Origin of the sequence: Flavobacterium plantiphilum, assembly GCF_046000495.1 — a bacterium.
Lineage (GTDB): Bacteria > Bacteroidota > Bacteroidia > Flavobacteriales > Flavobacteriaceae > Flavobacterium > Flavobacterium plantiphilum.
The window spans coordinates 94492-120769 of record NZ_JBELQA010000007.1; the positions used below are offsets into that span (position 1 = coordinate 94492).

Below are 26278 nucleotides of genomic sequence, written 5' to 3' on the forward strand. Positions count from 1 at the left end.
AAACCACTTGCTGTAGTCCAAGCGGTTTTTCTCATTTTTGATAAGGGTTAAAAAATGCGTGGATCGTTAGGATCAGTATTATCAAAATCATCATTGTTTAAATCATCATCAAATTCATCATCATACGTGTCTTCTTGGTCAAAATCATCGTCTTCTTCAAGAGGTTCATCTTCAAAATCATCCTCATTGACCAATGGATCTTCTTCCTCAAAATCATTCCTTATATCTGAAGGAATTTCTTCTTCAAAATCATCTTTATGAAGATTGGGATTTATATATTGTTCATCATCTTCAAGATAGGAATTATCCAGAGAATCCGGATTAGTATTCCTGTCATTATAACGGCTTGTGCGGTCTTGAGAATACAAGTGCTCCTGACTGTAATTCTCTCTTCTGTCTAAATTCATAATAATTGGATTTTTGATTTATTTTTTACATCAATTTTTAAATGCTTTTTTTTGATTTAATTAAATCTTTGATGTAAATGTATAAGTCTGAATCAATTGTAATTTATATAATATATACCGGTCGTTATATAATTTCCATCTGATGACAATTATTCAAAAATCATCGGATAAGCTGCCATAATCAAATAAGCAATTATTATCATACTCATAATAAAAATAACTACCGTTAAAACAGTCAATAATACGGTAGAATAAAGAAATTTACCCTCAATCAGTTCTCTGTGTACCTGCCTGTATTTTAGATAAGCTAAAAGTATCATTATAGCTCCTGTAATTACAAGTGCTATCCCTATAAAAATGGTAAATCCGTTTTTTGGTATATCAGTTCCATTAAAAAAACTGGCCGGTAAATCGTTTACAACTAAAGAAAATTTAACCAAAACAAATCCAAATACCATAATTCCGATTCCAGTACGAATCCATGACAGGAAAGTTCTTTCATTATCGAAATGTTCGGAAATTACAGGTTTGTTATTTTTACTCATATCGGTTTAAATTCAAATTACAGTAACATTATTTATCTGTTTATAAATTTAGAAAGCTTAAAGACGTTATGTTTTACAGAATTATAATATGAAATTACATAATTATAAATCAGCTTATTAAACTGTGCTAATAGTAAAAAAACTAAAAGTGCTAATTTTATAATTACTACTAATAATTATATAAAAAGCGCTTTAGTGAACTGCTTACTTTTAGAATTAATTATTAATATTTTAATTCAAAAAATTATGAAAACAACAAAAAGCACAGCGGGCACTAAAACTAAAAGTGCAGCAACAAAAACGAAATCAAATAAAAACACAAAAGGAAAATCATCAGCTGCAGAAGGACTTAGAGAACTCTTTGAAGATTCACTTAAAGATATCTACTGGGCAGAAAAAGCTTTAACAAAAGCATTGCCTAAAATGGCTAAAAATGCCACTTCTGAAAATCTTATAAGCACCTTAAACGATCATCTTACTGTTACCGAAGAACAGGTTTCCCGGTTAGAACAAGTGTTTGAGCTCATAGGCAAAAAAGCATCTGCAAAGAAATGTGATGCTATGGAAGGTTTAATTAAAGAAGGCGAAAGCATCATAGAAGAAACCGAATCAGGGCCGGTAAGAGATGCGGGAATAATTGCTGCTTCACAAAAAATTGAGCATTATGAAATTGCCAGCTACGGAACATTGGCTGCTTTTGCAGAAACTTTAGGAGAAGAGGATGCGCTAGCCTTATTACAACAAACTTTAGAAGAAGAAAAAGAAGCTGATACACTCTTGACGGATGTTGCCTACAATAACATCAATTTTGAAGCAGCAGAAGAAGATGATGAAGATGATGAAGAAGCATAAATCTTCAGAATAATTTAAAAAACCGGCCATCTGAAAAATTTCAGATGGCCGGTTTTTTTATAAGTATTTTACCAACTTAGATTCAGATAAAAATTCGAATCTATCCGATTAATTTTGAAGATTCACATTCATAAACTTCTCTTCTTAATCCACTGCTGGAAAAACGGTGACTGCGTTTATTAAAAACAAGTTTAATACCCGTGCTTTCACAATATTCACGACCAGTAAAATTTTTATCTCTGTATTCTTCGCCAATGATTCTGACATCAATAGGGAATGCCTGAAGAATATCCTGAAGATCCTGTTCCGTTGCATAAGGAACAATTTCATCTACAAATTTGCAGGCTTTAAGTTGGATATATCGTTCCACTACAGATTGTGTGGGTTTATTTTTTTCAGGTCTGTCTAAGGTAGGATCTGTTTGCAAACCTACAATCAGATAATCACAATATAATTTTGCTTCTTCAAGCATTTTAACATGACCTGCATGTAGTAAATCAAAAGCGCTAAAAGTGATACCTGTTATTGTTTTTTTAAGTTCCATATTCTGTATTTTTAATTAAACATTATTTAAAGAAAAGACAAGCTGTTAATTAGCATGACATTATCTTTTTTATTTTTTATTCAAATTTTCTGTTATAATTCATTTATAGTATTAGGCAAAAGCCTTAATTGTTAAGTCGATTTTATCAACTGTAGCGTTCCAGGAAGTATCCTGCAAAATTTTATAATATTCCATTTCCATTGACAATCGATCTCTTTTTTCCAATAAAAATTTGATGCTCTCGCAAAAATCATCTGCGGTATCAATTAAACTTACACAAATACTGTAATCCCGTGCTACATCGTTAACCCTTGTTGAAATGACAGGTTTTGCTGCCGCCATATATTCTAATGTTTTGTTTGGATTTAGGTAGTGCGTACTTTCATTTATTTTGAAAGGCATCATAGCAATATCAAAAGCCTTTAGGTAATTAGGCAGTTCATTATAATATTTCATTCCCAGATAATGTATATTGGGTTCTTTTGGGAGATTGGCCTCTGCTGTTTCTGTTAATGGTCCTATCATAACAAACGAAATATTAGGCATTTTTTTAGCGACATCATGAAGCAGCTGCAGGTCAATACGGTCATCAATAACACCATAAAATCCCACTATAGGTGATTTTACAGCCGCAATATCTTCAGGAATTGCAATTCCGTTTAAAGCTCTGGAAAAATGAGATTCATCTACTGAATTGGGAAAACAATGCACATTGTTATGAAATCTCTTCTTTGATTCGTATAAAGATTTTCCTGCTGTAAAAACAATATCTGCCTGAGAAATAAGGTATTTTTCCTGATGAAGTAAATCAGCCGAAGTGCCTTTAGATATCGAAAGTTCTTCCACACAATCATAAATAACAGTATCAAAATCTATAAATCCCATCAATGGACAAAAAGCTGCTGAATAAAACCATCCAAAAGAAATAGTTTCGTTTTTTACATAAGCCGGAATTATTTCGGCAATAGACTCAATTTCGGTCACATTCGGTTGTAAAACATGGAGCTTTTCATCTACAATAATAAGATTTCCCAAATCCTTATTCTCATCATACTGCAAGGGCTCTTCAATAAAGAGTATTTTCATTTTTTTTGCCATTCGGCTCATGATATGTTGCGGACGCTGATAAACAAACTGCCATCTAATATGAGAAAACACAATCATATCATAATGCTGTGGTTTACTTCCATAAGATAATTTATTTTTATATAATCTATTTTTTTGAGCATCCTTTAAATTGTTTATCATAGTCTTAAATTTTTAGGTTAAAGTTGATCTGGGGAATATCCGGAAAAAAGACATTTTTAACAGGCTGTTACAAATGTATTAGTGATCTCTTTATAAATTCTTACATAATAAAATGCGAGTATTACATAATTTTAAGCCCTCTTTCTACAGTTACAAAAGAAATATTTTGTATTGTAAAAAATAAATCCGGTCTACAAATAAGTAATAGTTAAGAAAATTTATATAAATTTGTGTATGGATTTTATTATTTTTTATTGGAATAAGTATAAATAATATATTTTTCTTAGTTACAATAATGAGTGCTATTAATAAACAAAACTTTACAGGCATTCCCCCAAAATGTTTTTAAAGACAAAAACAAACCTACTAAAAATGAAGTATAAAAACATTTTACAAATTGATGATGATTTTGATGATTGTGATTTTTTTGAACAGGCAGTAAAAACTATTACTGATGCTGCATACACTTCTATTCAAAATCCAATAGACGCTTTACATAAGTTAATTAATGGAGAAATAAATCCTGATTTAATTTTTCTGGATATCAATATGCCGTGTATGTCCGGTAAAGAAGTATTGAGCGAAATCAAAAAAAGTGAAAAAATAAAAGATATTCCAGTAATTTTTTTATCTACATCATCATTATATGCTGAAGATGCAATAATCTCCGGAGCCAGAGATTATCTGGTGAAACCCAACTCTATATCTGAACTCAGAAAACTTTTAAGCAAAATTCTATTAATGTAATTTACAGTTTCGATTTTTTATAAAGACTTACTTATAATATACAATTCTTCTTTTAAAAGATGTTGAGAATTATATAATTAAAACTTTGAATTTTATAAATTAATTATTTTTTCTTCTTATAGATTTGAAAGTAACTTAATAGTATTCAAATGTTTACATTAAATAATTTGTCATGAAAAAGAAAAATGTATTAATTACGGGTGCCACAAGCGGAATTGGGTATGAATTCGCAAAACTTTATGCTGAGAAAAATTACAACCTTATTTTAGTGGCACGCAATGAAGAAAACCTCAGAAAGACTGCTGTTGAAATGAAAGATATTGCAACAGACAAAACGATTCAGGTTATAGAAATACCCATTGATTTATTCGACAGGGAATCTGCCGAAAAAATTTATCAAATCACTAAAAAACTTGAAATTTTCATTGACATTTTAATTAATAATGCCGGTCAGGGCGAATGGGGAAAATTTTGTAAAACTGATATTGAACGGGAAATTAGTCTGGTTGAACTCAACATCAACTCGGTATTAAGTCTTACTAAATTTTATCTCCGGGATATGATACTTCATAATAAAGGTAAAATCCTCTTTCTTGCTTCTTCTGTATCAAATACACCATCACCTTATTTCTCTGTGTATGCGGCAACAAAAGCATTTATACTTTCTTTTGCAGAAGCTATTGCTAATGAAGTTAAAGATACTAATATCACAATTACTACACTAAGACCGGGGCCTACAGATACTGATTTCTTTCATAAAGCAAAAGCAGAACATACTGTGACCTATAAAGAAAAAGAGCTTGCAAGTCCTGAGAAAGTTGCCAAAGCCGGTATGAAAGCTTTAGAGAAGAACAAACTTATAGCATTACCGGGCTTACAAAACAAATTCCAGAGTATACTGAACAATATTATGACAGAGGACAGGATTACTGCTAATATGGAAAAACAATTAAAAAAAAGCAGTAAAAAAGGAGGACGCAATAAACCACTACATCCAGCATCATTAAGAGAATGGGAATATATCAATGCTATCAGGGAAAAACAAAATATAGTATTAAAACAACAATTTTAGTTGTATTTACTATTCTCAAAAAAGCATAGCATTCTCTTTTACGGCTTTAAAATTATTTTTTAATCTTCGTAAAATTTAAACCTTTAAAGAATAAACAACTATGAAGGAAATATATGTACAGATAATATGGCTTTTAGTATTAGCAATACCCGTTGCCTGTATTTCATGGACGGTAACACATGAACAAATATTTCATGAATTTAAAGAATGGTGCGTAGTATGTTCTAAAAATAAAAAAACTATTATAAAACGAAAATTCTTTTATCTCTTCACCTGCGAATATTGTTTTAGTCACTATATTACTATTTTTTTTCTGCTTCTGACGCAATATAAATTATTACTCACCGACTGGAGAGGATATATCATTTCCGGTTTTTCGTTAGTTTTTGTAGCAAACGTTTACATGAGTTTATTTGCTCTTTTACGACAGTCTATAAAAAAAGAAAAAGTGGAAATAGCCGAAATTGAAAAAATTTCTGAAACCGAACAAAAAAATGCCCCAAATAACATCTGACTTTTGGGGCATTTTCAAATTCATGTTTTTTCTGAATCAACATTATTATCATTCTTATCACTAACGGGAAATTAATTACATCATAATTTACATTTTGTTATTTCACTTTATTCTGATTTGAATTCGGTTTCAGTTCATCAGGGCTGTCCTTAGTATAGGTATCAAAAATTTCTCTTGAAGGACTGCTAAATACATCCTGAATTACTTTCATATCCAACTTCTTTTCAGGATTAAAGTCAGGCGAATTCATATATTTTAAAAGTGAAAAATAAAGTTGCTTAGATGCCGGTTTGTTTTGAACATCCGGTCCTAAATCAGCACTGCTTACTATAATTTTTCCTTTACCCACTTGTGCTTCAAATACCAATGCCAGTCGGCGGTTCATAAACCAGGTATCAATTGGCTGGATTAATGGTCGAAAATCATCCGGAAAATCTTCTAAGTTCATCACCTGAGCGCGGTTTTGTATATCCCACCACTGCAAATCGCTGTGATAACTCGTTGGGAAATTATTAAAAGCCGGACTTTTATCCTGAATAAGTATCCCGGTAACATGCGGCGGACGCATTTTAAACCAGGACGTATTCCAGAAAACAGGCAGAAAATGCATTTCTACTTCTTTTCCTTTTACTACTTTTCCTGCTGCATTCAAAAATACTTTTCCTCCGTTATTCAACACTTCTTTGGCTTTATTATCTAAGGTTGTTGTGTAGTAAACTGATGATGACACTTCAGGATTCTTATTGGGATATACCCAAAAATCCCAATCATTAGCAAAATCAGTACCATTGACTTTTACTTCTAAATTTAGTTGAGATACAGCTGTTATTTCGCTTAAAGCAAAATCAATATCGCCTGCAAAAATTCCATTTGCGTTTTCAAAAGTTTTAGGATTGAATTTTCCTGAAGAAAGTAAATTTCCTTTTTCATTTTTAATTGTCCAACTCATTACTGCATTTTGCAAGGGAGTTTTTCCTGAATGAGTAAGCAGAATTTCAGCCTTAAAATTCTCTTCATTACTATATACAAATTTTGGAATCTTAGCCAGCGGAACCGTGGAGTTACAAAATCTGGAATATTCCTGAGCTGTTACATATCCTTTTTCTTCAAAAAAAGCATCCAATACTCCTACCAAGGCTGTTCCCTGACCGGGAAAATCCTGTAATCCCAGCATTTGAAAACCAGCATAACCCGGTGTTCTCAATATTTTTTCAATTTCATTTTTATAACATAAGAGTTGTAATTTTCCCGAAGCATTCAAAAAATCTTTAGCCTGATCGCCCATTTTATGATCTGCTAATTCCTGACGGAACATTTCAAAGTTTTTAGCTTTGTAAACACCTGTATATTTTTTGATTTCGGCAAAATTTGGAAATACACAATACTGCCCTATTTCGTGAGCTACAAATGGAACTTTAAACTTCGCAATAGCTGAACTAAAATCCGATTCGGTTTCCAGATTTTTATTCCAGTTTAATCCTCTCACACCTCCACGGGACTGGTACTCTGCATTGGGAACCACAGGCCAGCTTCCGCCTACGGACATTCCTGTATATACTCTCCTGTTATCTTTTGCTTTCCAGAAATCAACAAAAGCATTCAAATATTTCACCTGATTTCCTGCTGGCTCATTTCCCGCCGACAACATGGTGAAAGAAGCATAATTCCCATATTCTTTTGCCATTCGTATTGTTTCATCATACAAAAACTGATCAATTGGCTGTCCCAATCCTATTTTTGGTCCGTGATTGGGCCAGCTTGGTCCTTCGGGCTGTAAATAAAGTCCAACGATATCCGCAGCCTTAAAAGCTGCTTCCGGTGGACACCAGGAATGAAAACGAACGTGATTTAGTCCATAGGATTTCATTTTCCGGAAAATTTTCTCCCAGGCCTCTACCGTAGTTGCAGGATAACCCGTCAACGGAAACTCACAGTTATGCAAGGTTCCTCTCAAAAAAACGGGATTGTTGTTGATTAAAAATTGGTTTCCTTCAATTTTGAACTCACGCATTCCAAAGGAAACTTTTTTATTGTTTTCTATTCCTTTAGCAACCAAATTTACATCCAGATGATACAAGGCAGGATCAAATTCGTCCCAGGTCAGCATTCCTTTTCCAAAAGGCAATTCTATTTCAATAATTTTAGTATCTGATTTTGCTACTATTATTTTACTGAGTATTTCCTGAGTCTTATCTGATTTTGAACTGTTGAAACTCTTTGCCGAAATTCCTATTTTTCCACTAAATGGTCTAAGTGTAGAATTATTGATTTTAATTTTTACCAGCGCTTTTCGGTTTTTTACATCCGGATAAATCTGTACATCGTCTATATAAACCGGAGAAGCAGCTTCCAAAGCTATTTTACCAATGATTCCATTCCAGTTTCCCTGTGTATGATCGCTAATACTGTGCGAATCAGGTCCAACATTTAATTCTTTGATACTGTTGTCTATTCGAATCGTAATACGCTGTTTTCCGCTAGTAAGATAAGCTGTTAAATCATAAACATGCGGAGCCACCAATGAATTTTGTAAACCAATTTCCTTATCGTTAACCCAAACTCTGGTTTCAATATGTGCTCTTTCCAAATGGAGAATAATTCGTTTGCCATTCCAATTGGCAGGAATGTTCACTTCTTTTTGATACCAGGCAGCACCCACATAATGCTTTGCCGGAGTCAGCCAGAAAGGAATGTGAATATTTCCCGGTTCGCGGTATTTTTTTAAACTGGGTCTAAAGTAAAACGAGCTGTCATAAATAGATCCCGTCCATTTAGTTTTGAGTGTAATTTCATCCCCTTTTAAAAATTCAGCCATCGAACCCGGCAGCTTGATATTGTCCGAAAGATTTCTGTTATACCATTTTTGGGTTATTCCTTCGTTATTTCGATCAATTTCAAAATGCCAGTTGCCATCCAGACGAATTACTTCATCGTTAATACTGAAACTGCTTAAAGTGAATAATGCTATCAAAAACAGACAGCTATAGAAATACTTTTTTACCATGTTATACTTTTTTTAAAATTTACGAATCGGTAAATTATCTTTTAATACCGCAAAATATTACTTTAACTTTTAAAGCTTGTTTAAAGTCGCCAAAAAAATATTTTTTTTTCCAAAAACCTGTAAGAGAAGAAAACTCTCCTTTTCAGTTTTTCATTCGGCTAAAAGTACTAAAGTCATGTGAATACCTCAACTTTTAAAAAACACATCATTAAATCCCTCTCACATTTTTTTAACCGGTACGCCTGAAACTGTTCAGATTATTGAAAATTATAATTATACAATTAAAACTTTTAATTATATAAAAAAGCAGTTATTCATTCTCTTAAATTTGTTTCATCACATTGTTAAACAACAGATTATGATTATTGAAACTTTTATACAAATTTTAATTTCTTCGCTGGTTGCAACATCTGTGATGACCCTTTTTAGTTATATCATTTCAGAAAGTTTCAGAGAATTATATAAAGAGCCCGTTTTACTGAGCTATTGTCTTACTGCCTTAGCCATTTCATTATCTGCAAAAACTAAAAATGTACTGGGCTGGATTATTCATTATGCAATTGGTTTTTTATTTGTTTTTGGTTATTATTTACTTTGGGAAAATGAAATCATAAGTGAAACCTGGATTGCTGCCTTCATTTTGGGAGCAATTAGCGGAATAATAGGGATTTTAAGCTGGGTAATTATTTTTAAAATCAGTGATTATAATCCTAAAATTGATTTCAAAGGATATTATCTGCAACTCTTTTTTGTGCATGTCATTTTTGGACTTTCTGCATTCGCTGTTTACACTCTTTTCTAAATTCAAAAAAGTTAAAGCATGTCATTAGATAAATACAATCAAAAACGTGATTTTAAACAAACAAAAGAACCAAAAGGAAAAATAGATCAGTCTGAAAATGAGCTGCTGTTTGTAGTACAAAAGCATGCAGCTTCTCATTTACATTATGATTTCCGATTGGAATTAAATGGTGTATTAGTGAGTTGGGCGGTACCCAAAGGTCCTTCGATGAATCCGGAAATAAAACGTCTGGCCATGATGGTTGAAGATCATCCGTACAGTTATAAAGATTTCGAAGGTAATATTCCGGCGGGAAATTACGGAGCAGGAAATGTTATAGTATGGGATAACGGAACCTATACTGCTGCTGATAACACTACATCACCTGAAAAAACATTAAAAGAAAATTTAAAGAAGGGACGTTTAAGCTTTATTTTAAAAGGTAAAAAGTTAAAAGGAGAATTCTCTTTAGTAAAACTCAAAGGGAAACAGGAAAACGCCTGGCTGTTAATCAAAAAGAACGACAAATATGCTTCTGAGACTGATATTTTACTAAAAAATAAGTCCGTGATTTCTAAAAAAACTTTAGAAGACTTAGAAAAAAAAGCAGAGAAAACCTCAACTGCAGCTCCCGAAAAAAAGAAACCTTCAAAAGCTGCGGTAAAATCGAAAGCTGCGGTTTTTATAAAACCCATGTTAGCCGCCAGTACCGAAAAGCCTTTTGATGATGAAGATTGGGTATTCGAAAATAAATATGACGGCTACAGAACTATTGCTGTTATCAATCCTGATGAAATAAATTTATGGAGCAGAAATCAACTTTCTTTTAATGAAAGTTTTGAAACTCTTATTCCTGAGTTAAAAAAAATAGAGCATACCGTTGTTTTAGATGGCGAAGTGGTAGTGGAGAATAATGAAGGAAAGGCCAGTTTTCAGCTGCTGCAAAATTACCTTAAAACAGGTACAGGAAATTTAAAATACTATGTATTTGATATCCTGAATCTGGACGGAAACAGTACCTTAAAACTAAATTTACTGGAGCGGAAAGAATTGCTTAAAATACTACTCGATAAGCATAAACTATCCCATGTTTTTTATTCCGAACACACCGTAGGTAACGGAATCAAAGAATTTGAAAAAGCAATTAAAAATAAAATTGAAGGCATTATAGCAAAAAAAGCAGACAGTATTTATCTGTCAGGCAAAAGAAGTAATGACTGGCTGAAAATAAAAATTGTACAGCAGGAAGAAGCGATTATTATTGGACTAACAGAACCTAAAAAGTCCAGAAAAAATTTTGGTGCTTTGCTTTTGGGACAATACAAAGGCAAAAAATTACAATTTATCGGGAAATGCGGTACCGGTTTTAGCGATGCAACTCTGAAAGAATTGTATGAAACATTACAGCCTTATTTTACCACTGAAGCTGTAATCACGGAAAAAATAGCGCAGCGCGATAGCATTCAATGGGTAGAACCCAAACTGGTATGTCAGGTGAAATTTACCGAATGGACTGATGATTTGCATTTAAGACATCCTGTTTATCTGGGATTAAGAACGGATAAAAATGCTTCAGAAGTACTTTTATCTACCAAAAGTAAAACCGTAACAACTGATAAAAAGAAGATGAATAAAGCGGAGGAAGCAGCTGAAACAAAAAAGGATTATGATTTAAAAATTGGTAAAATAAAATTACATTTAACCAATCAGCATAAAATATATTTTCCTGAAGACGGTATTACTAAAGGCGATATTGTGCAGTATTATAATGAAGTGGCCAATTTTATTCTGCCTTACCTAAAAAATCGTCCGCAATCCATGAATCGTTTTCCAAATGGAATTAATGCCTCCGGATTTTATCAGAAGGATGTAGATACAGACAAAATTCCGTCCTGGTTAAAAACAGAAAAAGTATATTCAGAATCGAATGATAAACACCTGGATTATCTCATTTGTAATAATAAACAAACGTTGTTATACATGGCCAACTTAGGCTGTATTGACATTAATCCGTGGAATTCAACTATAAAAAAACCAGAAAATCCGGACTGGCTGGTTATTGATATTGATCCGGCTCAACATAAATTTGAAGAAGTTGTGAAAACTGCACTAGCTGTTAAAGAAGTAATAGACGGACTCGAATCTGATTGTTATTGTAAAACCTCAGGTGCTACCGGATTGCATGTATATATTCCGTTAGGAGCGAAATATGATTATGAGCAGATTAAAATATTAGCCGAACTTTTAGCAATAGAAATTCATAAACAGCTTCCGGATATCACTTCTTTAGAAAGAACTATCAAAAAAAGAAATCATAAAATCTACATAGATTATCTTCAAAACCGCAGAGGACAGACACTGGCAGCGCCATATTCTGTACGCCCGGTAAAAGGAGCATGGATATCTACACCACTGGAATGGAAGGAGGTCGATGCTAAACTCCATCCGTCTCAATTTACAATCAAAAATATCTTGAAACGATTAGAGAAAAAAGGAGATTTATGGCGTCCGGTTCTTGGAAAAGGAATAAATATTAAAAAGATTTTGACATTATTGGAAAACAGAAAAAAAGACTAAGATGATTTTTTATTTTCCAGACTTGCTTTAAGCATACTCATTAAATCATCACTTTGCTTATGCACCACTTTTAATTTTGATGGCTTTTGTTTTTTGCCTTTGGCTTTATTTTTTATTATTTTTAAAAGCTTGGCGGTATATTCATCTTTAAAATTGCTAATATCAAATTCTTCCGTGAGCTGATCTATTAACTTGGTGGCCATGTCCATTTCTTTAGTTTTTCGTTTAGAAACAGCAGGTACCTTCAACTCCGATGTTTCTCTTATTTCCTGAGCAAAACGAATTCTGTTTAACAAAATAACATTCTTGTAAGGTTTTAATATGGCCAGGCTCTCTTTATTGCGTAACACAAAACTGGTCACACCTACTTTTCCTGACTTGGCTAAGGCATCGCGTAATAATCCGTACGCTTTCATTGCACCTTTATCAGGTTCTAAATAATAAGGCTGTTCATAATAAATACTTTCTATTTCTTTTTCGAAAGCAAAACTCTGAATGTCTATCGTTTTAGATTTTACGGCATCAGCAGCTTCAAAATCCTCATCTTCTAATATTATATAGTTGTCTTCTAATTTATAGCCTTTTACAATATTAGAATACGCCACTTCTTTTCCTGTATTTTCATTGACGCGTTTGAATTTTATATTGGCATGGTCTTTCTTATCCAGCATATCCATATCCAGACTGCTTTCCTGTACAGCTGAAAATATCTTAATAGGAATATTAATCAGACCAAAACTAATCGAACCCGTCCAAATCGCTCTCATATTTTTTAAATTTAGGTTATTTATAAGCCTTAATTAATCCTTTACAAGATCAAAAAAAACACTCTAAATTAACTTACAGGATTATACGGGAAGCTTACAATATTATGTTGTACTTTTAATCGTATGAATGTCTTTTTTCAGTTCTAAAATCATCGATTTAAGGCTTTCTATATCATTTGTTTCATATTTTTTATCGCTTCTGCCAATGTTACAGGTGTATTCCCAAATTTCTAAAATATCAGATACTTTTACTTCGTAATTAGGATAAAAGTTATTATCAGATTCTAAAACCAAAGCATTTTTTTTATTTTTATTCAAACGTTTGTATACCATTCCTTCACTTTTTGTAATCAGAATATAGGTTTTCCCGTCCTGCACTTCCCCTAAATTTTCGACATAACGTCCTATAACAATACTTCCGTCTTCATGAGGCGGCATTGAATCCCCTTCAATAGGAAAACCACGGTGTTTGCCAGGACCTAAAAAAGGAAGCGAAATTTGCTGTAAATTCTCAATATATTCCGGGTCTGCATATCCGTTTAGATAACCTGCTTTTACTTTTTGTGTTACTACTTCGATGAAATTTTCACCTGCCTGATCTACTTGGATAGGTAAAATCAGTCGGTTGTTTTCCAGTTTTAATAAATCCTGAATATCAATTTTACGCACATCTACAGAAAGTAATAAATCAATACTGAGATGAAAATAATGGGCTATTTTCTTTAAAATATTATACGGAGGTTCGGAAGTCCCGTCTTCATATTTAACATACCTGCCTCTGGTAATTTGTAAACTCTGTGCGATTTTTTCCTGAGAAATTTTATCTTTTGTTCGAAGCGCTCTGATATTATCTGAAAATAAAGACATTGTAAAATTGTTATAATTTGTAACATCAAATATAATGATTTTTGTTACAATCTGTATTAATTTTGTTTTTAACTAAAAAATAAATTCACTTATAATGAAACTTTTTAATGATACTGATTTGTTCTTCTCAGGTCAGCGTGGTAAAATTGTTTATGATTTGCCGGATACAGAATTGATTCTGATTGATAATTTTTTCTCTAAAGAAGAATCAGACCGTTATTATAATCTATTACTTCATGAAACAACATGGAGAGAATACGAAATGGAAATTTTTGATAAAACAGTCAAAGCTCCCAGAATGATTGCCTGGTACGAAGACAAAGAAAATACAGCTTCTAATGAAAATGATCCGGACTGGACACCAGAACTTTTAACAATCAGAAAAAAGGTAGAAAAAGAAACTGCCCTTGATTTTAATAGCGTGTTGCTAAATTTATACAGAAACGGCAATGACAGTGTTGCCTGGCATAGTGATAAAGAAGCTAATTCAGGTCCCAATCCTGTTATTGCTTCGGTCACTTTTGGAGAAACAAGAATGTTCAAATTGCGCCATAAATTTCGAAAAGATATTGCACCGCTTGAAATTCCGTTACATCATGGTACTTTCCTGCTTATGGCAGGAACTACTAACAGTTTCTGGCAGCATCATGTTCCTAAAACATCCAGAGAGGTATTGCCACGGATTAATTTAACTTTCAGAAGAGTAAAGCGAAAAATATAATGTACTATTTAAGTTTCATCAAAATGCAATACCGACAGGATTTGGGCAATAGAAAAATGAGCCCCGCAAACAAATTCATCGGCGGCACCATAATAAATGGTAAGAATATCCCCGTTTACAATATGACCATTGGTAAAAACTACCTGACCAAAAAAACCCTGAACTTCATATTCCTGCATGGGAACCATTATGGGATCAGTTGTTCGCGCAATAACTTTTGAAGGATCACTAAGATCCATCAGAAAAGCTCCCAGGCAGTATTGATTTTCGGCATTTGCACCATGATAAATTTCGAGCCAGCCCTGTTCTGTTTTAATTGGAGCTGCACCGGCTCCTACCCTTGCACTGTCCCACATTTTGTTGCGGGTTTTCAAAATACATTTATGATTGCCCCAGTGAATCCCGTCCAAAGATTCGGCAAGCCAGATATAATTGCCCCCAATTTGCGGACTTGAAGGACGATGCAGTGCATAGAATTTGTCATCGATCAATTCTTCAAAAATAGCACAGTCCTTATTATGCGGAGGTAAAATCATTCCTTTGTTATCAAAATTTTTCCAGTCTGTCGTAGTACGCAATCCTACTCCCACTCCATTTTCAGAAACTGCCGTATAAGTTAAATAGTAAATTTCATTTATTTTACTTACTCTGCAATCTTCTATTCCATATCGCTCCAGCAGGCCTAAACCTGTCAATACAGCATTATCGGCAGGTTCCTGAAAATGGATTCCATCATCACTGTAAAGTAATCGTAAATGCGAAAGTGTGGTGAGATAATCCACTTCTTTATACTGAATTACCCGGGGATCAGTCGCAACTAAATCAGGATCATTAAACGGAATCTCAGTAATTTCTGTTTTTCCCTGTAACGTTAAAACAGGAAAAGACACCATTCCTTCTTTTTGTATTATTCCTTCAGCTACACGTACCAGCAGCCAAACCTTATTCATATACTCAAAAACACCGGGATTCAAAAGACTAATGATTTGCAGCTTCCTGTTATCGGATTGCAAATCTTTTGGCTTTAGCAGCGGATTTTCAGGAAAACGACGGGCAATATCAGTCATACTTTTATAAATTAAATTTTTTCTCAGAAAGTTATAAAAACTTATGCGATTTTATTTATCCTTTTTCTCTATATAAAAATATAAAAAACTATATAACAACACATTAAAACCATTTCAGAAAAAGAATATTGTATAAAAACAAAAAAATCTCCGTTATGGAGATTTTTTAATTCAGAGTCAACAGATTCCTGTAGTCATTCAGATCAAGCTTTAATTATTGATCATTTTCCGTAAAAGGTTCATATCATTTGGTACAGTATAAATAACTACATCTTTAGAAAATGACGCAGAAAATTCACAAGCTATCGCTCCCATGTAATGATCAGAAATATTAAAATTACATATGTGCCAGTTAGTAGTGGTACTTGCTATTTCTGCATTAATAATATGCTCACCATCAGAACACGGAATATATTTAAAATTATCATTGATTCCTGTTCCCAACCCTTTTACAAGGGCTTCTTTTCTTGTCCAATAGCTGTAAAACATTTTTTTCTTATCCTTAGAATTATGAATTGCTGTTACTTCCTTATCTTCAAAAATTTCCGAAATAAGGTTCGTAAAGGGAAAGTCCTGCGATATGTACTCAATATCAATTCCGAGATTTCTTCGGGAAACTGCAATCACTACATAGTCTTCAGAATGGGAAATATTAAAATGCAGCCATGGAGTCGATGCCAGATATGGTTTTTTGTACAAATGATAATCAAACTTCATTTTTTTTGCATCTGATTTAGTATAAGCGGCAAGAATAATTTTTAATATTGATCTGTAAACAATGAATTTATAATCTGATTCTAAATATAAATTATTAGGTCTGTACAGTTCCTTTGAATTCAGGTATTCAGCCAAATCAGATTTTAAATCTGTAAAATCAGGCAGATAAATGGAATAAATGTGAATAGCATTTTCATCTAAATAAAACTTTTTTTCAGGAATTAAGGCAAGCTTTTTTATCTTTAAAAAAGAAATGAGCAGTTTAGCAGTTTGTGTGTTTTTCATCTAAAATCTGTTGCAGCATTCTTGCCAGAACTTTATCATTTGGAGGTGCCGTAATACCCAGATGATTTCCTGTAATATTATGAATTTTCACACCACTTAATGCAGCTTTTTTCCATCCTAAATGATTGGGATCTAATTTATAATTTTCATCGTCTTTTGCTCTAAATAAATCTACTTCAAAAGACTGAGGAATCAGATGATAGCGATTTACAATTTTGTCAACCATTTTATCGGCTTCAATAAAATGTTCAAGGGCTAATTGCTCTTGTTGAGTCATATTATCTTTTAGTCCTAAATATTTTTTTTGCAAATATGTTTTTTTAGTATTGACACGCACTTTTAAAGCTTCCCAGCTGGTTAGCATTTGCTTTAAATAATCCAGACGCCTGTAAGTACGGTCATAATACCTGATCATCTTTTTTTGTACAGGAGATGCATAATAATAGGAAGAATCTACATATGTGTCTAATGCAGCAATAAGACTGACTGTTTTACCCTGATTTTTAAGCTGACGGGCAATTTCAAAAGCTACAATACCTCCAAACGAAAATCCGGCAATAGCATAAGGACCTTTAGGATTGACTTCCATAATTGATTCTATATATATGGACGCCATATCCTCAATGGATTCAAACCAATTATTATATCCATTAGAACTTACCCCCTGAAAGCCATACACCGGCTGATCCTCATCAAAATGGTTAATAACATGTGCAAAATTTAAAATATTAAGTCCGGAACCATGCACTATAAACAATGGTGTTTTGGTTCCGTTTGGTTTTAGAGGCACCAGATAATCTGAGGAAATCTGACTTTCTAAGTTTATCAGTTTAGCAAATTTTTCAACAGTCGAATGTTGGAACAAAGCAGAAAGAGGAATCCGTATACCGGTCTTTTTTTCTATTTCGACCATTACATTTACAGCCATGATGGAGTGGCCTCCCATTTCAAAAAAATTACTAAAAATATCGATACGCTCTTTTTTTAAACTTTCCTGCCAAATTTCGGCTACCATTTTTTCTTCATCAGTACGTGGTGCTGTATAATTTTCATTGATCTCCGCATCTGATTTATATTCTAATAAGCCTTTACGATCCACTTTGTCATTAAGCGTTCTGGGCATTTTGTCCAGAATATGAAAAACATGCGGTACCATAAAACCGGGTAATTGTGAAGATAATTCGTTTCTCCATGACCTGATTTCCTCTGTTTCTTTTAAAATTTCATATTCCGCTACAATAAAAGCAACAAGAATATCTTCTTTCGCTAGCACAATGGCTGATTTAATTCCTTTAATAGCCATCAGGACATGTTCTATTTCGCCAATTTCAATACGGTGTCCGCGTACTTTAACCTGATGATCAATACGTCCCAGACACATTACTTCATTGCTGGGCAGCAATTTGCCTAAATCTCCCGAAAGATACATGACAGCATCTTTTTTATCTGAAAAAACATTAGGAATATACTTTGCCGCAGTTAATTCCGGTTTTCCTAAATATCCTTTTCCTACTCCGTCTCCTCCGATAGCTATCTCTCCAATAGTATTAGGCGGTAACAGTTTTCCTTGTTCATCTACAATATAATATTGCATATTAGCAATTGGAGCCCCCACAGAAATTATCGTTTCTTCATTTTTTATATGCTTGCACGATGAAAAAATAGTTACTTCGGTAGGACCATATAATGTCCACAATTCATCACTTCTTTTTATCAGTTCCTGCGCCAGTTTATGAGGCAGAGGTTCTCCACAGCATAATATTTTTAAAGGTAATTTTTTTGTCCATCCCGCATCTAAAAGCATTTGATAAGTAGTAGGCGTAGCAACAACAAGTGAAATTTTTTCTTTGTCCAGCATTTCATGAAATAACCTGCCATCACTTGCCGTTTCGTGTTCCGGAATAACCAGAGTAGCTCCTTTAAACAAAGGGAAAAACAATTCAAAACTTGCAATATCAAAAGAAATAGTAGAAATAAAAGGAAGTCGGTCTGTTTCTTTTATCCCAGGCTCAATTTGTAAAGAAAAAAACAGGTTTACTACATTTCTGTTCGATATCTTAGCACCTTTTGGCTTTCCTGTTGATCCCGAAGTATACAGAAGATATAAAATATTTTCAGGGTCAACACTAGTTTCCAGTTTTGTTGACGGATATTGATGTAAGGATTGCATCGCATCATCAATTAAAATTGTATTAGAACATTTTGGCAGTGATAATGACAAAACTTCACTGGTCAGCAAAAATTTAGCCTCAGAATCCTCCATCATGTACTCCACACGTTTACTTGGATATTCATGATCTAAAGGTAAATAGGCCGCTCCACATTGAATAATGGCTAAAATAGCATATACTAATTCAGGGCTTCTCGGATAGGAAACGGCTATATAATCTCCGGATTGTACACCATGTGCCACTAAAAAATGCGCAAACTGATTTACTTTTATATGTAAATCCTTATAAGTTATTGCCGTTTTATTAAATTCAATGGCTATATTATCAGGTGAAATTTCCGCCTGCTGACTTAACAATTCAGATAATGAAACGTAAGGATAGGGAGCTTCGGTATCATTCAGTACTTTATAATCTTCCAAATAATCTTCTTTTAAAAGATCATTTATTGGACTTTCGTGACTGGATACTAATTTGGTTAATATTTTTTCAAATGACACCATCATTTTGTTTATTGTTTCTTCTTTAAATAATGAAGTATTATAAGAACATTGCAGTGTAGGTTTATTGTCAGACATGCAGGCATGCAGATTAATTTCAAATGAGGAGTAAGCAGCAGGGTTAATTTCAAACTCATAATTCAACCCTATAAATGAAAACTCTGTTTCCATATCCCTGCTTAAATCAACCGTTAATGTAACCGGTATCATAGGAATTCTTGAAGAGTCGCGGGCAATTGAAAGTTTTTGAAGTAAATGTCCAAAACTATGCTGGTTGTTTATGTAAGCTTTTATTATCTGAGGATACCGTTGTTTTAAGTATTGTAAAAAGCTCACGTTACCGTCTACCTGACTACGCACAGGAAGCAGATTTGCACAATCTCCTATCAAATTTTTCATATCATACCTCCTGTTTCCTGAAACGGGAAAGCCAACTATTAAATCTTTTTGACCGGTATGTTTACAAAGAAAAACTTCAAAAGCGATAAGAAAAGTAGTCGCCAGGCTGCAGCCGGCACTGTTTCCCAATTGTTTTAAAGAATTAATCAGTTTTATATCAACAGAATAATCAAAACGTTTACTGTTATAAGTCCTTAAAGCGGGTCTGGTATAATCCAGAGGTAATTCGACTTGAGGAACAGAATCTTTATAGGTATTTAACCAAAAATCTTCTGTTTGCTTATAATCCTTATCCTGAGCTAACGAATTTACTATTCGTGCATAAGCACTAAACCGTTCCGGAGCAGTGAGTTTGGGAATTGTTTTTTCAATGAATGCCGAGTAAAGAATGCTGAGTTCTTCCAGCATGATTTTAATACTTAAACCGTCGCCAATGATATGATGATAGGTCAAAACCAGCATATTTTCTAATTCGTCAATTTTAACTAATTTCAGTTTGAATAAAGGACCTTTTACAAGATCAAAAAGAGTATTTACTTCATCTGAAATGATATCTGACTTTGCAGTTTCTTTATCATTTTCAGTAAAATAAGAAATATCTGTATGAGCTATTTCTATTTTTAGATTCTTGTAAATATTCATACCTATTCCATCAGAACTAAAAGTAGCTCTCAACGATTCATGTCGCTGAACTAAAGTATCTAAGGCATATTCTAAAGCTTCTACCACCAATTTACCATCAAATTTAATGGAATAAGAGAGGTTGTTTGCTTTATTTGCATCATCACCTCCAATTAAACAATCGGTCCAGATTTCTAATTGAGTATTTGTTGTTTGTATTACGCTTTCAATTTCGTTGGAAAGCAAATCCAATTCAATTGTATTCGCTTCGGGTAATAGTTTTTTCATAAGCTACAGTATTGGTTAATAATTTAGTTCATTAGTCAGACGCAATAGTTTTTAATAAATCAAACTTTATGAAGTTTAGATTTAGCTATAAATTCTTCAACTTTTTCCACCATCTTGATACTTCCGCTATAAAAGGGTACCCTTTGATGTAAACTTTGAGGTTCTATCTCCATTATTCTGGACTTTCCGTCAGATGCTTTGCCTCCGGCTTGTTCAGTTATAAACGCCATAGGATTGCATTCATATAAAAGCCGCAGTTTGCCGTTATTGGATCTGGTATTGGGATACAAATAAACACCACCTTTAAGCATGTTTCTGTGCATGTCTGAAACCAGACTTCCTATATATCTTGAAGTATATGGCCTGTCTTCTCCTTCTTGCCTGCAATACCTGATAAAATCCTTAATTCCTTCGGGGAAATGAGTATAATTTCCGTCGTTTACAGAATATATAGTGCTTTTTTCAGGGAATTTAATTTTAGGATGAGAAAGGTAAAAGGTTCCAATGGCGGGATTCAGCGTAAATCCGTTAACGCCATGACCTGTAGTGTAAACAAGCATTGTCGAAGTTCCGTAAATAACATATCCTGCTGCAACCTGATTGATACCAGGCTGCAGAAAATCTTCTAATACTACCGGAGTTCCTATCTCAGATATCCTTCTGTAAACAGAAAAAATCGTCCCTACAGAAACATTTACATCAATATTAGAGGAACCGTCTAAAGGATCCATTAGCAGGATATATTTATTCGTGTTACTGTTATCACTTCCCTGAACGCTTATAAAATCATCATTTTCTTCAGAAGTAATACCACAAACAATCTGTCGGTTAATTAATGTTTCAATAAAAATATCATTTGCATACACATCTAATTTTTGCTGGTCTTCCCCCTGAATATTTTTACCTCCTACACCTCCTACAATATCTACTAAACCAGCTTTATTAACTTTATGACTAACAACTTTTGCAGCTAATTTTATGGAGTTAAAAAGTCGGGACAGTTCTCCGGAAGAATACTTGAATTCCTGTTGATTTTCTATGATAAACTCACCTAATGTTTTATTACTTTCCATATTTAGTTTAGTTTTAAGTAGCCTAATGAATGTTAGGTGTAAAGGATTTTAAACTTATTTTTTTTCTGAAGCAGCTGATATTGAATGTGGCAGAGACAAATTAAAATTGAAACGGGTACCATAATTGCAATAGCCTTTTATGCAACTTTGAATTTTTTAATTCTGTCATTCAATTTTAAAATCCTGTCCAGTTGTTTTTTTTGAATTGTATATTTTGTGTAGTATTTGTACAATTCTTTACCAATAAAAAAGGCACTTACAGAAACTCCTGTAAGTAAACCAATGAAAAAATAAGTAGTGTTCATAATTTTAAGTTTTAAGTTTAAAAAGCGTTTTCATCACCTTTTAACGTTACAACAACCGTTAAAATGCATATTTTAATATCAGTAATAATACTCCATCGTTGTACATAATCGATGTCTGTATTGACACGTCGTTTCATATCAGATACTTTTTTAGTTTCTCCTCTAAGACCGGTAACCTGCGCCAACCCTGTGATTCCGGGTTTTACAAAATGGCGAACCATGAAATTATTAATATGACTATTATAATCTGTAGTATGTTTAATCATATGGGGCCGGGGTCCTACGACACTCATTTTACCCATCAATACATTAAAAAACTGAGGCATTTCATCTAAACTGGTGCGACGAATAAATCTTCCTATAGGAGTGATTCGGGAATCGCCTCTTTTAGCCTGTTGCGCTTCATCTCCCATATCGGTATACATACTCCTGAATTTGTAACACCAAAAAGGTTCATTCTTTTTCCCTGTCCGCATTTGTTTAAACAACACAGGACCTTTACTTTCTCTTTTGATAAGAAAAGCTAATAATGGATACAGCCATGATAAGATGAAAATAATCACCATCAGACTAAATACGATATCAAATATTCTTTTAGCCAGGCGGTTATAAGCATCCTGAAGCGGTTCATAACGAGGCTTTATAACATGAAAATTATTTAAGTTCGTTGAGCTGAAATGTTTTTTTGAAATGGATGAAAAATCAGGAATAAACTTTAATCGCATACAATGCTTGTCACCCAGCTCAAAAAAACTATTCAGATCAGATATAAAATCTGGCTTGCATACAATGTACAGTTCATTGATATTATCTTTAGAAGCGTTATCAATAGCTTCAGTAAGTGCCTGAGTAAACTCTTCCTTAGAAGAATAAGTAACCGGATTATTTTCGTTAAGTATGCCTACAAAATGAATAAAAAAGGAATTGGTTTCTAAATAGGAAGCCAGTTGAATACTGGTAAGATTAAATCCCCAAATGGCAACGGTAAAGCGTTTAAAAACCCATTCTTTAATTTTTCTGATAATCAGGGTAAATATCGTTCTGGATAATAAAAAGTAAAATAATAAAAAACTCAGCTGAATTAAATTGGCTTTACTTTCAAAAAAATAAGAGATATCATCCTGAAAAATATAAATGTAAATGTGCCATAAAATTCGCTGGGTCAGAAAAGCACGCCAGCTGTTACGGAAAAAGTGTTCCAGACTAAAAAGAACATCAATTTTATACAGTTTAAAATAAGATACTGAAAATAACCAGCTCAAAACCGTTATTGGAATCATTTTATTCAGAAATAAAGTATCCCAACCCAGGCTTTCTTCTGTGGCAAACTTTAAAAAAATCAAAGTTGAAAATATCATTGCCGACATATCTGCAATGGCACAGGAAATTACAAACGTAAATTTGTGTCTATTTCGCATTTTTAAATCGTATTTTGTTAAATAAATTATAAGTAAAAGCTCCTACTGAACTTCCTATAATTGCAAAATAAATATCCATCAAATCAGGATTTCTGCTTTGGATTAAAAATTGCCCTCCTTCGGCAATAAAAGCTACAATTCCAGCAACACCAAGGTTTTGTATAAAAATAAAATTGGCGTTTAAATCTGTTTTGTTAAAGTTCGTTATCTGTGAATAAGCCGCCAGAAAATACCCGAAAGGAATAAACGGAACACCGGTACGCAGATTGTAATTTCTATTACTCCAGTCCAAAAGCCATTTGGGCAAATAAGCCTCAGATTTCATATTAGGATCCGGTAACCAGGAATAATAAAAAACTAACAAACTCACTACCAACAGTGTAAAAAGGATCGCTTTTTTTTCCATATTAAATGTTTTTAATTATTAAAAGCCATGCTTCTTTTAAACCATGGTGCTTTTACCTTTTTTTCCTGGTAACTATAATTATAGCTGTAACCGTAAGCACTTTTTTTACTGATTCCGTTAATAATGACACCTACATTTTTTAATTGTCCTTTTTTTATAAAATCATTTAATTGTAAAAGGTTACTTTTTTCAGAGAAGTTAGATTTGGCCACATATATAGTTACATCAGCCAGATAGCTGAAATTGAGCGTATCAGACACAATCTGTACAGGAGCCGAATCGATGATAATAAAATCGTAGAATGATTTAGCTTCCTGAAGTAAAATCTCAAAATTAGAATTAGTTAATAATTGAGACGGATTGGGAGGAATTTCTCCTGAAAACAAAACGTCCAGATTTTCAGAAAAATCAGATTTTTTTACTAAGAAATTTTTCCAACTCTGACTACTGTTGTATAAGAAATCTGAGAGTCCGGGAATGCTTTTTTGTACATTATAATAATCATGCAATTGAGGATTTCTCAAATCAGCCCCAATAAGCAGTACTTTTTTATTTAAGTTACTGATTGTAACAGCATTATGAAAAGCGCAAAAAGATTTTCCTTCGCCCTGAATGGATGAAGTGAACAATAGCACTTTTCCCAGCTGATCTTTACTATGAGGCAGTAAATAAGTGATATTGGAAAATAATGTTCGTGTAGCTTCTGCGATTACTGATCTGGAAGTGGCCGTATTGTCCAGTTTTTCATTTGCATCTATTTCGGGAATGTTACCCAGAAAAGGAATGTCTGCCAGTTGACCGTTAAGATCTTCCTGTGTATGAATTCTGGAATCCATTTTAAGTTTAACATATACAATACCAAAAGGCAGTAAAAGACTAAATAAAATGGTTCCAAGCATGAAAGGCTTTGGCTTAGGAGAAATAGCCGAATAGTTGGTTTGCGGAAAATCAAGAACACTTAAGTTAGAATCTAAAACAGCTCCGTTTAAAACGGCCTCTTCTCTTTTTTGTAATAAAGCCAGATAGGTTTCTTCTTTCAGACTTAAATCATTATCAATATTACCTAATTCTTTGTTCTTAGTAGGAATACTTTTTGCTTCGGAAATAGCATTACTTTGTTCTATTCTGTTAACTATTCTGGTTTGTTTTAGCTGATTTAAATAATCGCCTAATGTACTTAAAATAGACTGTTTCTGAACTTGTAACTGTGCTGCTAAACTCAGATATGCGGGATTATTTTTTTGTGCTCTCTGCAAAATTAATTCACTCTCTGCAAGACTTGAATTGTAATTGATAAGCATTTGACTCAATGAGGGAAGATCCAGATTATAATCTGTTCCTAAAGGAGAATTTCCTGCTCTTTTAATATCATTAATGGCAAAAGTGGTCAATGATATTTGTCTGTCATTCAGTGCAGAATTTGCTGTTTTGGCAGTTTTCTCGTTTGTTTTAGTAGCAATATACTGGTCTAAAACATAAATGTTATTATTACGCAGGTAACTTTCTTTAATACTTTCAATAGAATCTTTTTCCTTTGTAAAAGCGGCTATTCGCTGATTCAGATATGCCACAGTTTTTCCCAGCTTTTTTTGTTTTTCAGCAAAAATATCCTCATCAAGAGATTCGATAAGCTTGTTAAGAATTCTTTTGGACTGCATCGGATTAGTTCCGGTATGTTTTAAACTTAAGTTGGTTTTTAAGTTTTCATCTGAAGCTATCTCTAAGTTGAGTTTTAATTTTTTTACAGCCAACTCTGTAGGTTCAACAGTCACTACATATTCTTTATCCAGATAATTGGAGAGATTTTTTTTAGCTTTTGAAGTCAGTTCAAGCGAAAACGGAACACCTGAAATATCATAAATTGTTTTATTCCGAACTAAAGAGAGTCCGTCACTCACTGATTCATTTACAAAAAACCCATCCTCTGTAACCTTGATATTATAGGTTATTTTAGAAAGAGAATCATTCGAAATGTGGGTCTTAAATACAAACGGAATATCAAGTATTACTTTGTTGTCTATGAAGCCTTTTTCATAATAATTGATATTGAGTTTTAAATCAGATACAAGCTTAGATAAAAAATCATTAGAGGTGATGAACACTTTCTCTTTTTCTAAATCTTCCTCTTTATCCGTTTTCACTTTATCAGTACTTATTATTTCACTGTCTTTTTCACTCATTTTATCAATATTGATTAAAGCTGAAGTCTCATAAGTAGGCGAAACGGCTCCTAAATAATAGTAGGCGGCAGCTGTAAACAAAATAAAGCTTGCCAAAAACCAGGGCCAGTACTGAACATATTTTAAAAATTGCTTTTTTACATCCATAATATTTAATTTATTATTTACAGTTTATTTTATAATGTGAAATCCTATTCAGCATTAA

General features: G+C 33.1%; 22 protein-coding genes. 7 read left to right on the forward strand and 15 right to left on the reverse strand.

Annotated elements, in window-relative coordinates:
* Nucleotides 1-47: 47 nt before the first annotated feature.
* Both ABS764_RS12870 and ABS764_RS12875 read right to left on the reverse strand, forming a co-directional pair.
* Nucleotides 48-407, reverse strand: a complete 360-nt coding sequence (locus ABS764_RS12870) for a hypothetical protein (protein ID WP_408082209.1) — start codon at nucleotides 405-407, stop codon at nucleotides 48-50.
* Nucleotides 408-556: 149 nt separating this feature from the next.
* Nucleotides 557-952, reverse strand: a complete 396-nt coding sequence (locus ABS764_RS12875; protein WP_408082210.1) for a YidH family protein — start codon at nucleotides 950-952, stop codon at nucleotides 557-559.
* A gap of 246 nt (nucleotides 953-1198) precedes the next feature.
* Between ABS764_RS12875 and ABS764_RS12880 the strand changes: the two genes are divergently transcribed.
* Nucleotides 1199-1804, forward strand: coding sequence for a YciE/YciF ferroxidase family protein (locus ABS764_RS12880; RefSeq protein ID WP_408082211.1), 606 nt, complete (start codon nucleotides 1199-1201; stop codon nucleotides 1802-1804).
* 100 nt (nucleotides 1805-1904) lie between these two features.
* Here the strand turns inward: ABS764_RS12880 and ABS764_RS12885 are convergent, their stop codons facing one another.
* Nucleotides 1905-2348, reverse strand: a complete 444-nt coding sequence (locus ABS764_RS12885; protein ID WP_408082212.1) for an adenylyltransferase/cytidyltransferase family protein — start codon at nucleotides 2346-2348, stop codon at nucleotides 1905-1907.
* A 111-nt stretch (nucleotides 2349-2459) separates the two neighbouring features.
* A complete protein-coding gene (locus ABS764_RS12890) occupies nucleotides 2460-3596 on the reverse strand; it encodes a glycosyltransferase (protein ID WP_408082213.1) in 1137 nt (378 codons plus the stop codon).
* Nucleotides 3597-3968: 372 nt separating this feature from the next.
* Here ABS764_RS12890 and ABS764_RS12895 point away from each other — a divergent pair, with 372 nt between their 5' ends.
* The 3 genes from ABS764_RS12895 (at nucleotide 3969) to ABS764_RS12905 (ending at nucleotide 5929) form a co-directional block, all read left to right on the forward strand.
* The gene (locus ABS764_RS12895) at nucleotides 3969-4343 is read left to right on the forward strand and encodes a response regulator (RefSeq protein WP_408082214.1); all 375 of its coding nucleotides are present in this window, start codon (nucleotides 3969-3971) and stop codon (nucleotides 4341-4343) included.
* Nucleotides 4344-4515: 172 nt separating this feature from the next.
* Entirely contained in the window at nucleotides 4516-5415 is a 900-nt protein-coding gene (locus ABS764_RS12900; protein ID WP_408082215.1) for an SDR family NAD(P)-dependent oxidoreductase, read from the forward strand.
* A gap of 100 nt (nucleotides 5416-5515) precedes the next feature.
* Nucleotides 5516-5929, forward strand: a complete 414-nt coding sequence (locus tag ABS764_RS12905) for a hypothetical protein (RefSeq protein WP_408082216.1) — start codon at nucleotides 5516-5518, stop codon at nucleotides 5927-5929.
* Between the two features lie 97 nt (nucleotides 5930-6026).
* On the opposite strand, the gene ABS764_RS12910 is transcribed toward ABS764_RS12905, so the two are convergent.
* Nucleotides 6027-8933 (reverse strand): exo-beta-1,4-galactosidase, encoded by a 2907-nt coding sequence (locus tag ABS764_RS12910; protein WP_408082217.1) that lies wholly within the window; start codon nucleotides 8931-8933, stop codon nucleotides 6027-6029.
* A gap of 358 nt (nucleotides 8934-9291) precedes the next feature.
* On the opposite strand from ABS764_RS12910, the gene ABS764_RS12915 reads away from it, so the two are divergent.
* Nucleotides 9292-9735 (forward strand): hypothetical protein, encoded by a 444-nt coding sequence (locus ABS764_RS12915; protein WP_408082218.1) that lies wholly within the window; start codon nucleotides 9292-9294, stop codon nucleotides 9733-9735.
* Between the two features lie 18 nt (nucleotides 9736-9753).
* Entirely contained in the window at nucleotides 9754-12291 is a 2538-nt protein-coding gene (gene ligD / locus ABS764_RS12920; RefSeq protein WP_408082219.1) for a DNA ligase D, read from the forward strand.
* Here ligD and ku read toward each other — a convergent pair.
* Nucleotides 12288-13058: a non-homologous end joining protein Ku gene (gene ku / locus ABS764_RS12925; RefSeq protein ID WP_408082220.1), complete on the reverse strand. Its 771-nt coding sequence runs from the start codon at nucleotides 13056-13058 to the stop codon at nucleotides 12288-12290. The genes ligD and ku overlap by 4 nt on opposite strands.
* Before the next feature lie 102 nt (nucleotides 13059-13160).
* On the reverse strand, nucleotides 13161-13925 hold the full coding sequence (locus ABS764_RS12930) for an XRE family transcriptional regulator (RefSeq protein ID WP_408082221.1): 765 nt from the start codon (nucleotides 13923-13925) through the stop codon (nucleotides 13161-13163).
* Between the two features lie 94 nt (nucleotides 13926-14019).
* Between ABS764_RS12930 and ABS764_RS12935 the strand changes: the two genes are divergently transcribed.
* The gene (locus tag ABS764_RS12935; protein ID WP_408082222.1) at nucleotides 14020-14646 is read left to right on the forward strand and encodes an alpha-ketoglutarate-dependent dioxygenase AlkB family protein; all 627 of its coding nucleotides are present in this window, start codon (nucleotides 14020-14022) and stop codon (nucleotides 14644-14646) included.
* An 8-nt stretch (nucleotides 14647-14654) separates the two neighbouring features.
* Here the strand turns inward: ABS764_RS12935 and ABS764_RS12940 are convergent, their stop codons facing one another.
* The 8 genes from ABS764_RS12940 to ABS764_RS12975 all read right to left on the reverse strand — a co-directional run bounded on the left by ABS764_RS12940 (nucleotide 14655) and on the right by ABS764_RS12975 (nucleotide 26220).
* On the reverse strand, nucleotides 14655-15713 hold the full coding sequence (locus ABS764_RS12940; protein ID WP_408082223.1) for a glycoside hydrolase family 130 protein: 1059 nt from the start codon (nucleotides 15711-15713) through the stop codon (nucleotides 14655-14657).
* 210 nt (nucleotides 15714-15923) lie between these two features.
* A complete protein-coding gene (locus ABS764_RS12945) occupies nucleotides 15924-16715 on the reverse strand; it encodes a 4'-phosphopantetheinyl transferase family protein (protein WP_408082224.1) in 792 nt (263 codons plus the stop codon).
* Nucleotides 16693-20691, reverse strand: coding sequence for a non-ribosomal peptide synthetase (locus tag ABS764_RS12950; protein WP_408082225.1), 3999 nt, complete (start codon nucleotides 20689-20691; stop codon nucleotides 16693-16695). The genes ABS764_RS12945 and ABS764_RS12950 overlap by 23 nt, the downstream gene beginning before the upstream one ends.
* A gap of 59 nt (nucleotides 20692-20750) precedes the next feature.
* Nucleotides 20751-21764 carry a class 1 fructose-bisphosphatase gene (gene fbp / locus ABS764_RS12955; RefSeq protein WP_408082226.1) on the reverse strand — a complete coding sequence of 338 codons (1014 nt, stop codon included), beginning with the start codon at nucleotides 21762-21764 and terminating at the stop codon, nucleotides 20751-20753.
* Nucleotides 21765-21901: 137 nt separating this feature from the next.
* Entirely contained in the window at nucleotides 21902-22069 is a 168-nt protein-coding gene (locus ABS764_RS12960) for a hypothetical protein (RefSeq protein ID WP_408082227.1), read from the reverse strand.
* Between the two features lie 17 nt (nucleotides 22070-22086).
* Entirely contained in the window at nucleotides 22087-23487 is a 1401-nt protein-coding gene (locus tag ABS764_RS12965; RefSeq protein ID WP_408082228.1) for an exopolysaccharide biosynthesis polyprenyl glycosylphosphotransferase, read from the reverse strand.
* Entirely contained in the window at nucleotides 23477-23893 is a 417-nt protein-coding gene (locus ABS764_RS12970; RefSeq protein WP_408082229.1) for a hypothetical protein, read from the reverse strand. Before ABS764_RS12970 ends, ABS764_RS12965 begins: the two co-directional genes overlap by 11 nt.
* A gap of 11 nt (nucleotides 23894-23904) precedes the next feature.
* Nucleotides 23905-26220: a GumC family protein gene (locus ABS764_RS12975; protein ID WP_408082230.1), complete on the reverse strand. Its 2316-nt coding sequence runs from the start codon at nucleotides 26218-26220 to the stop codon at nucleotides 23905-23907.
* Nucleotides 26221-26278: the final 58 nt, after the last annotated feature.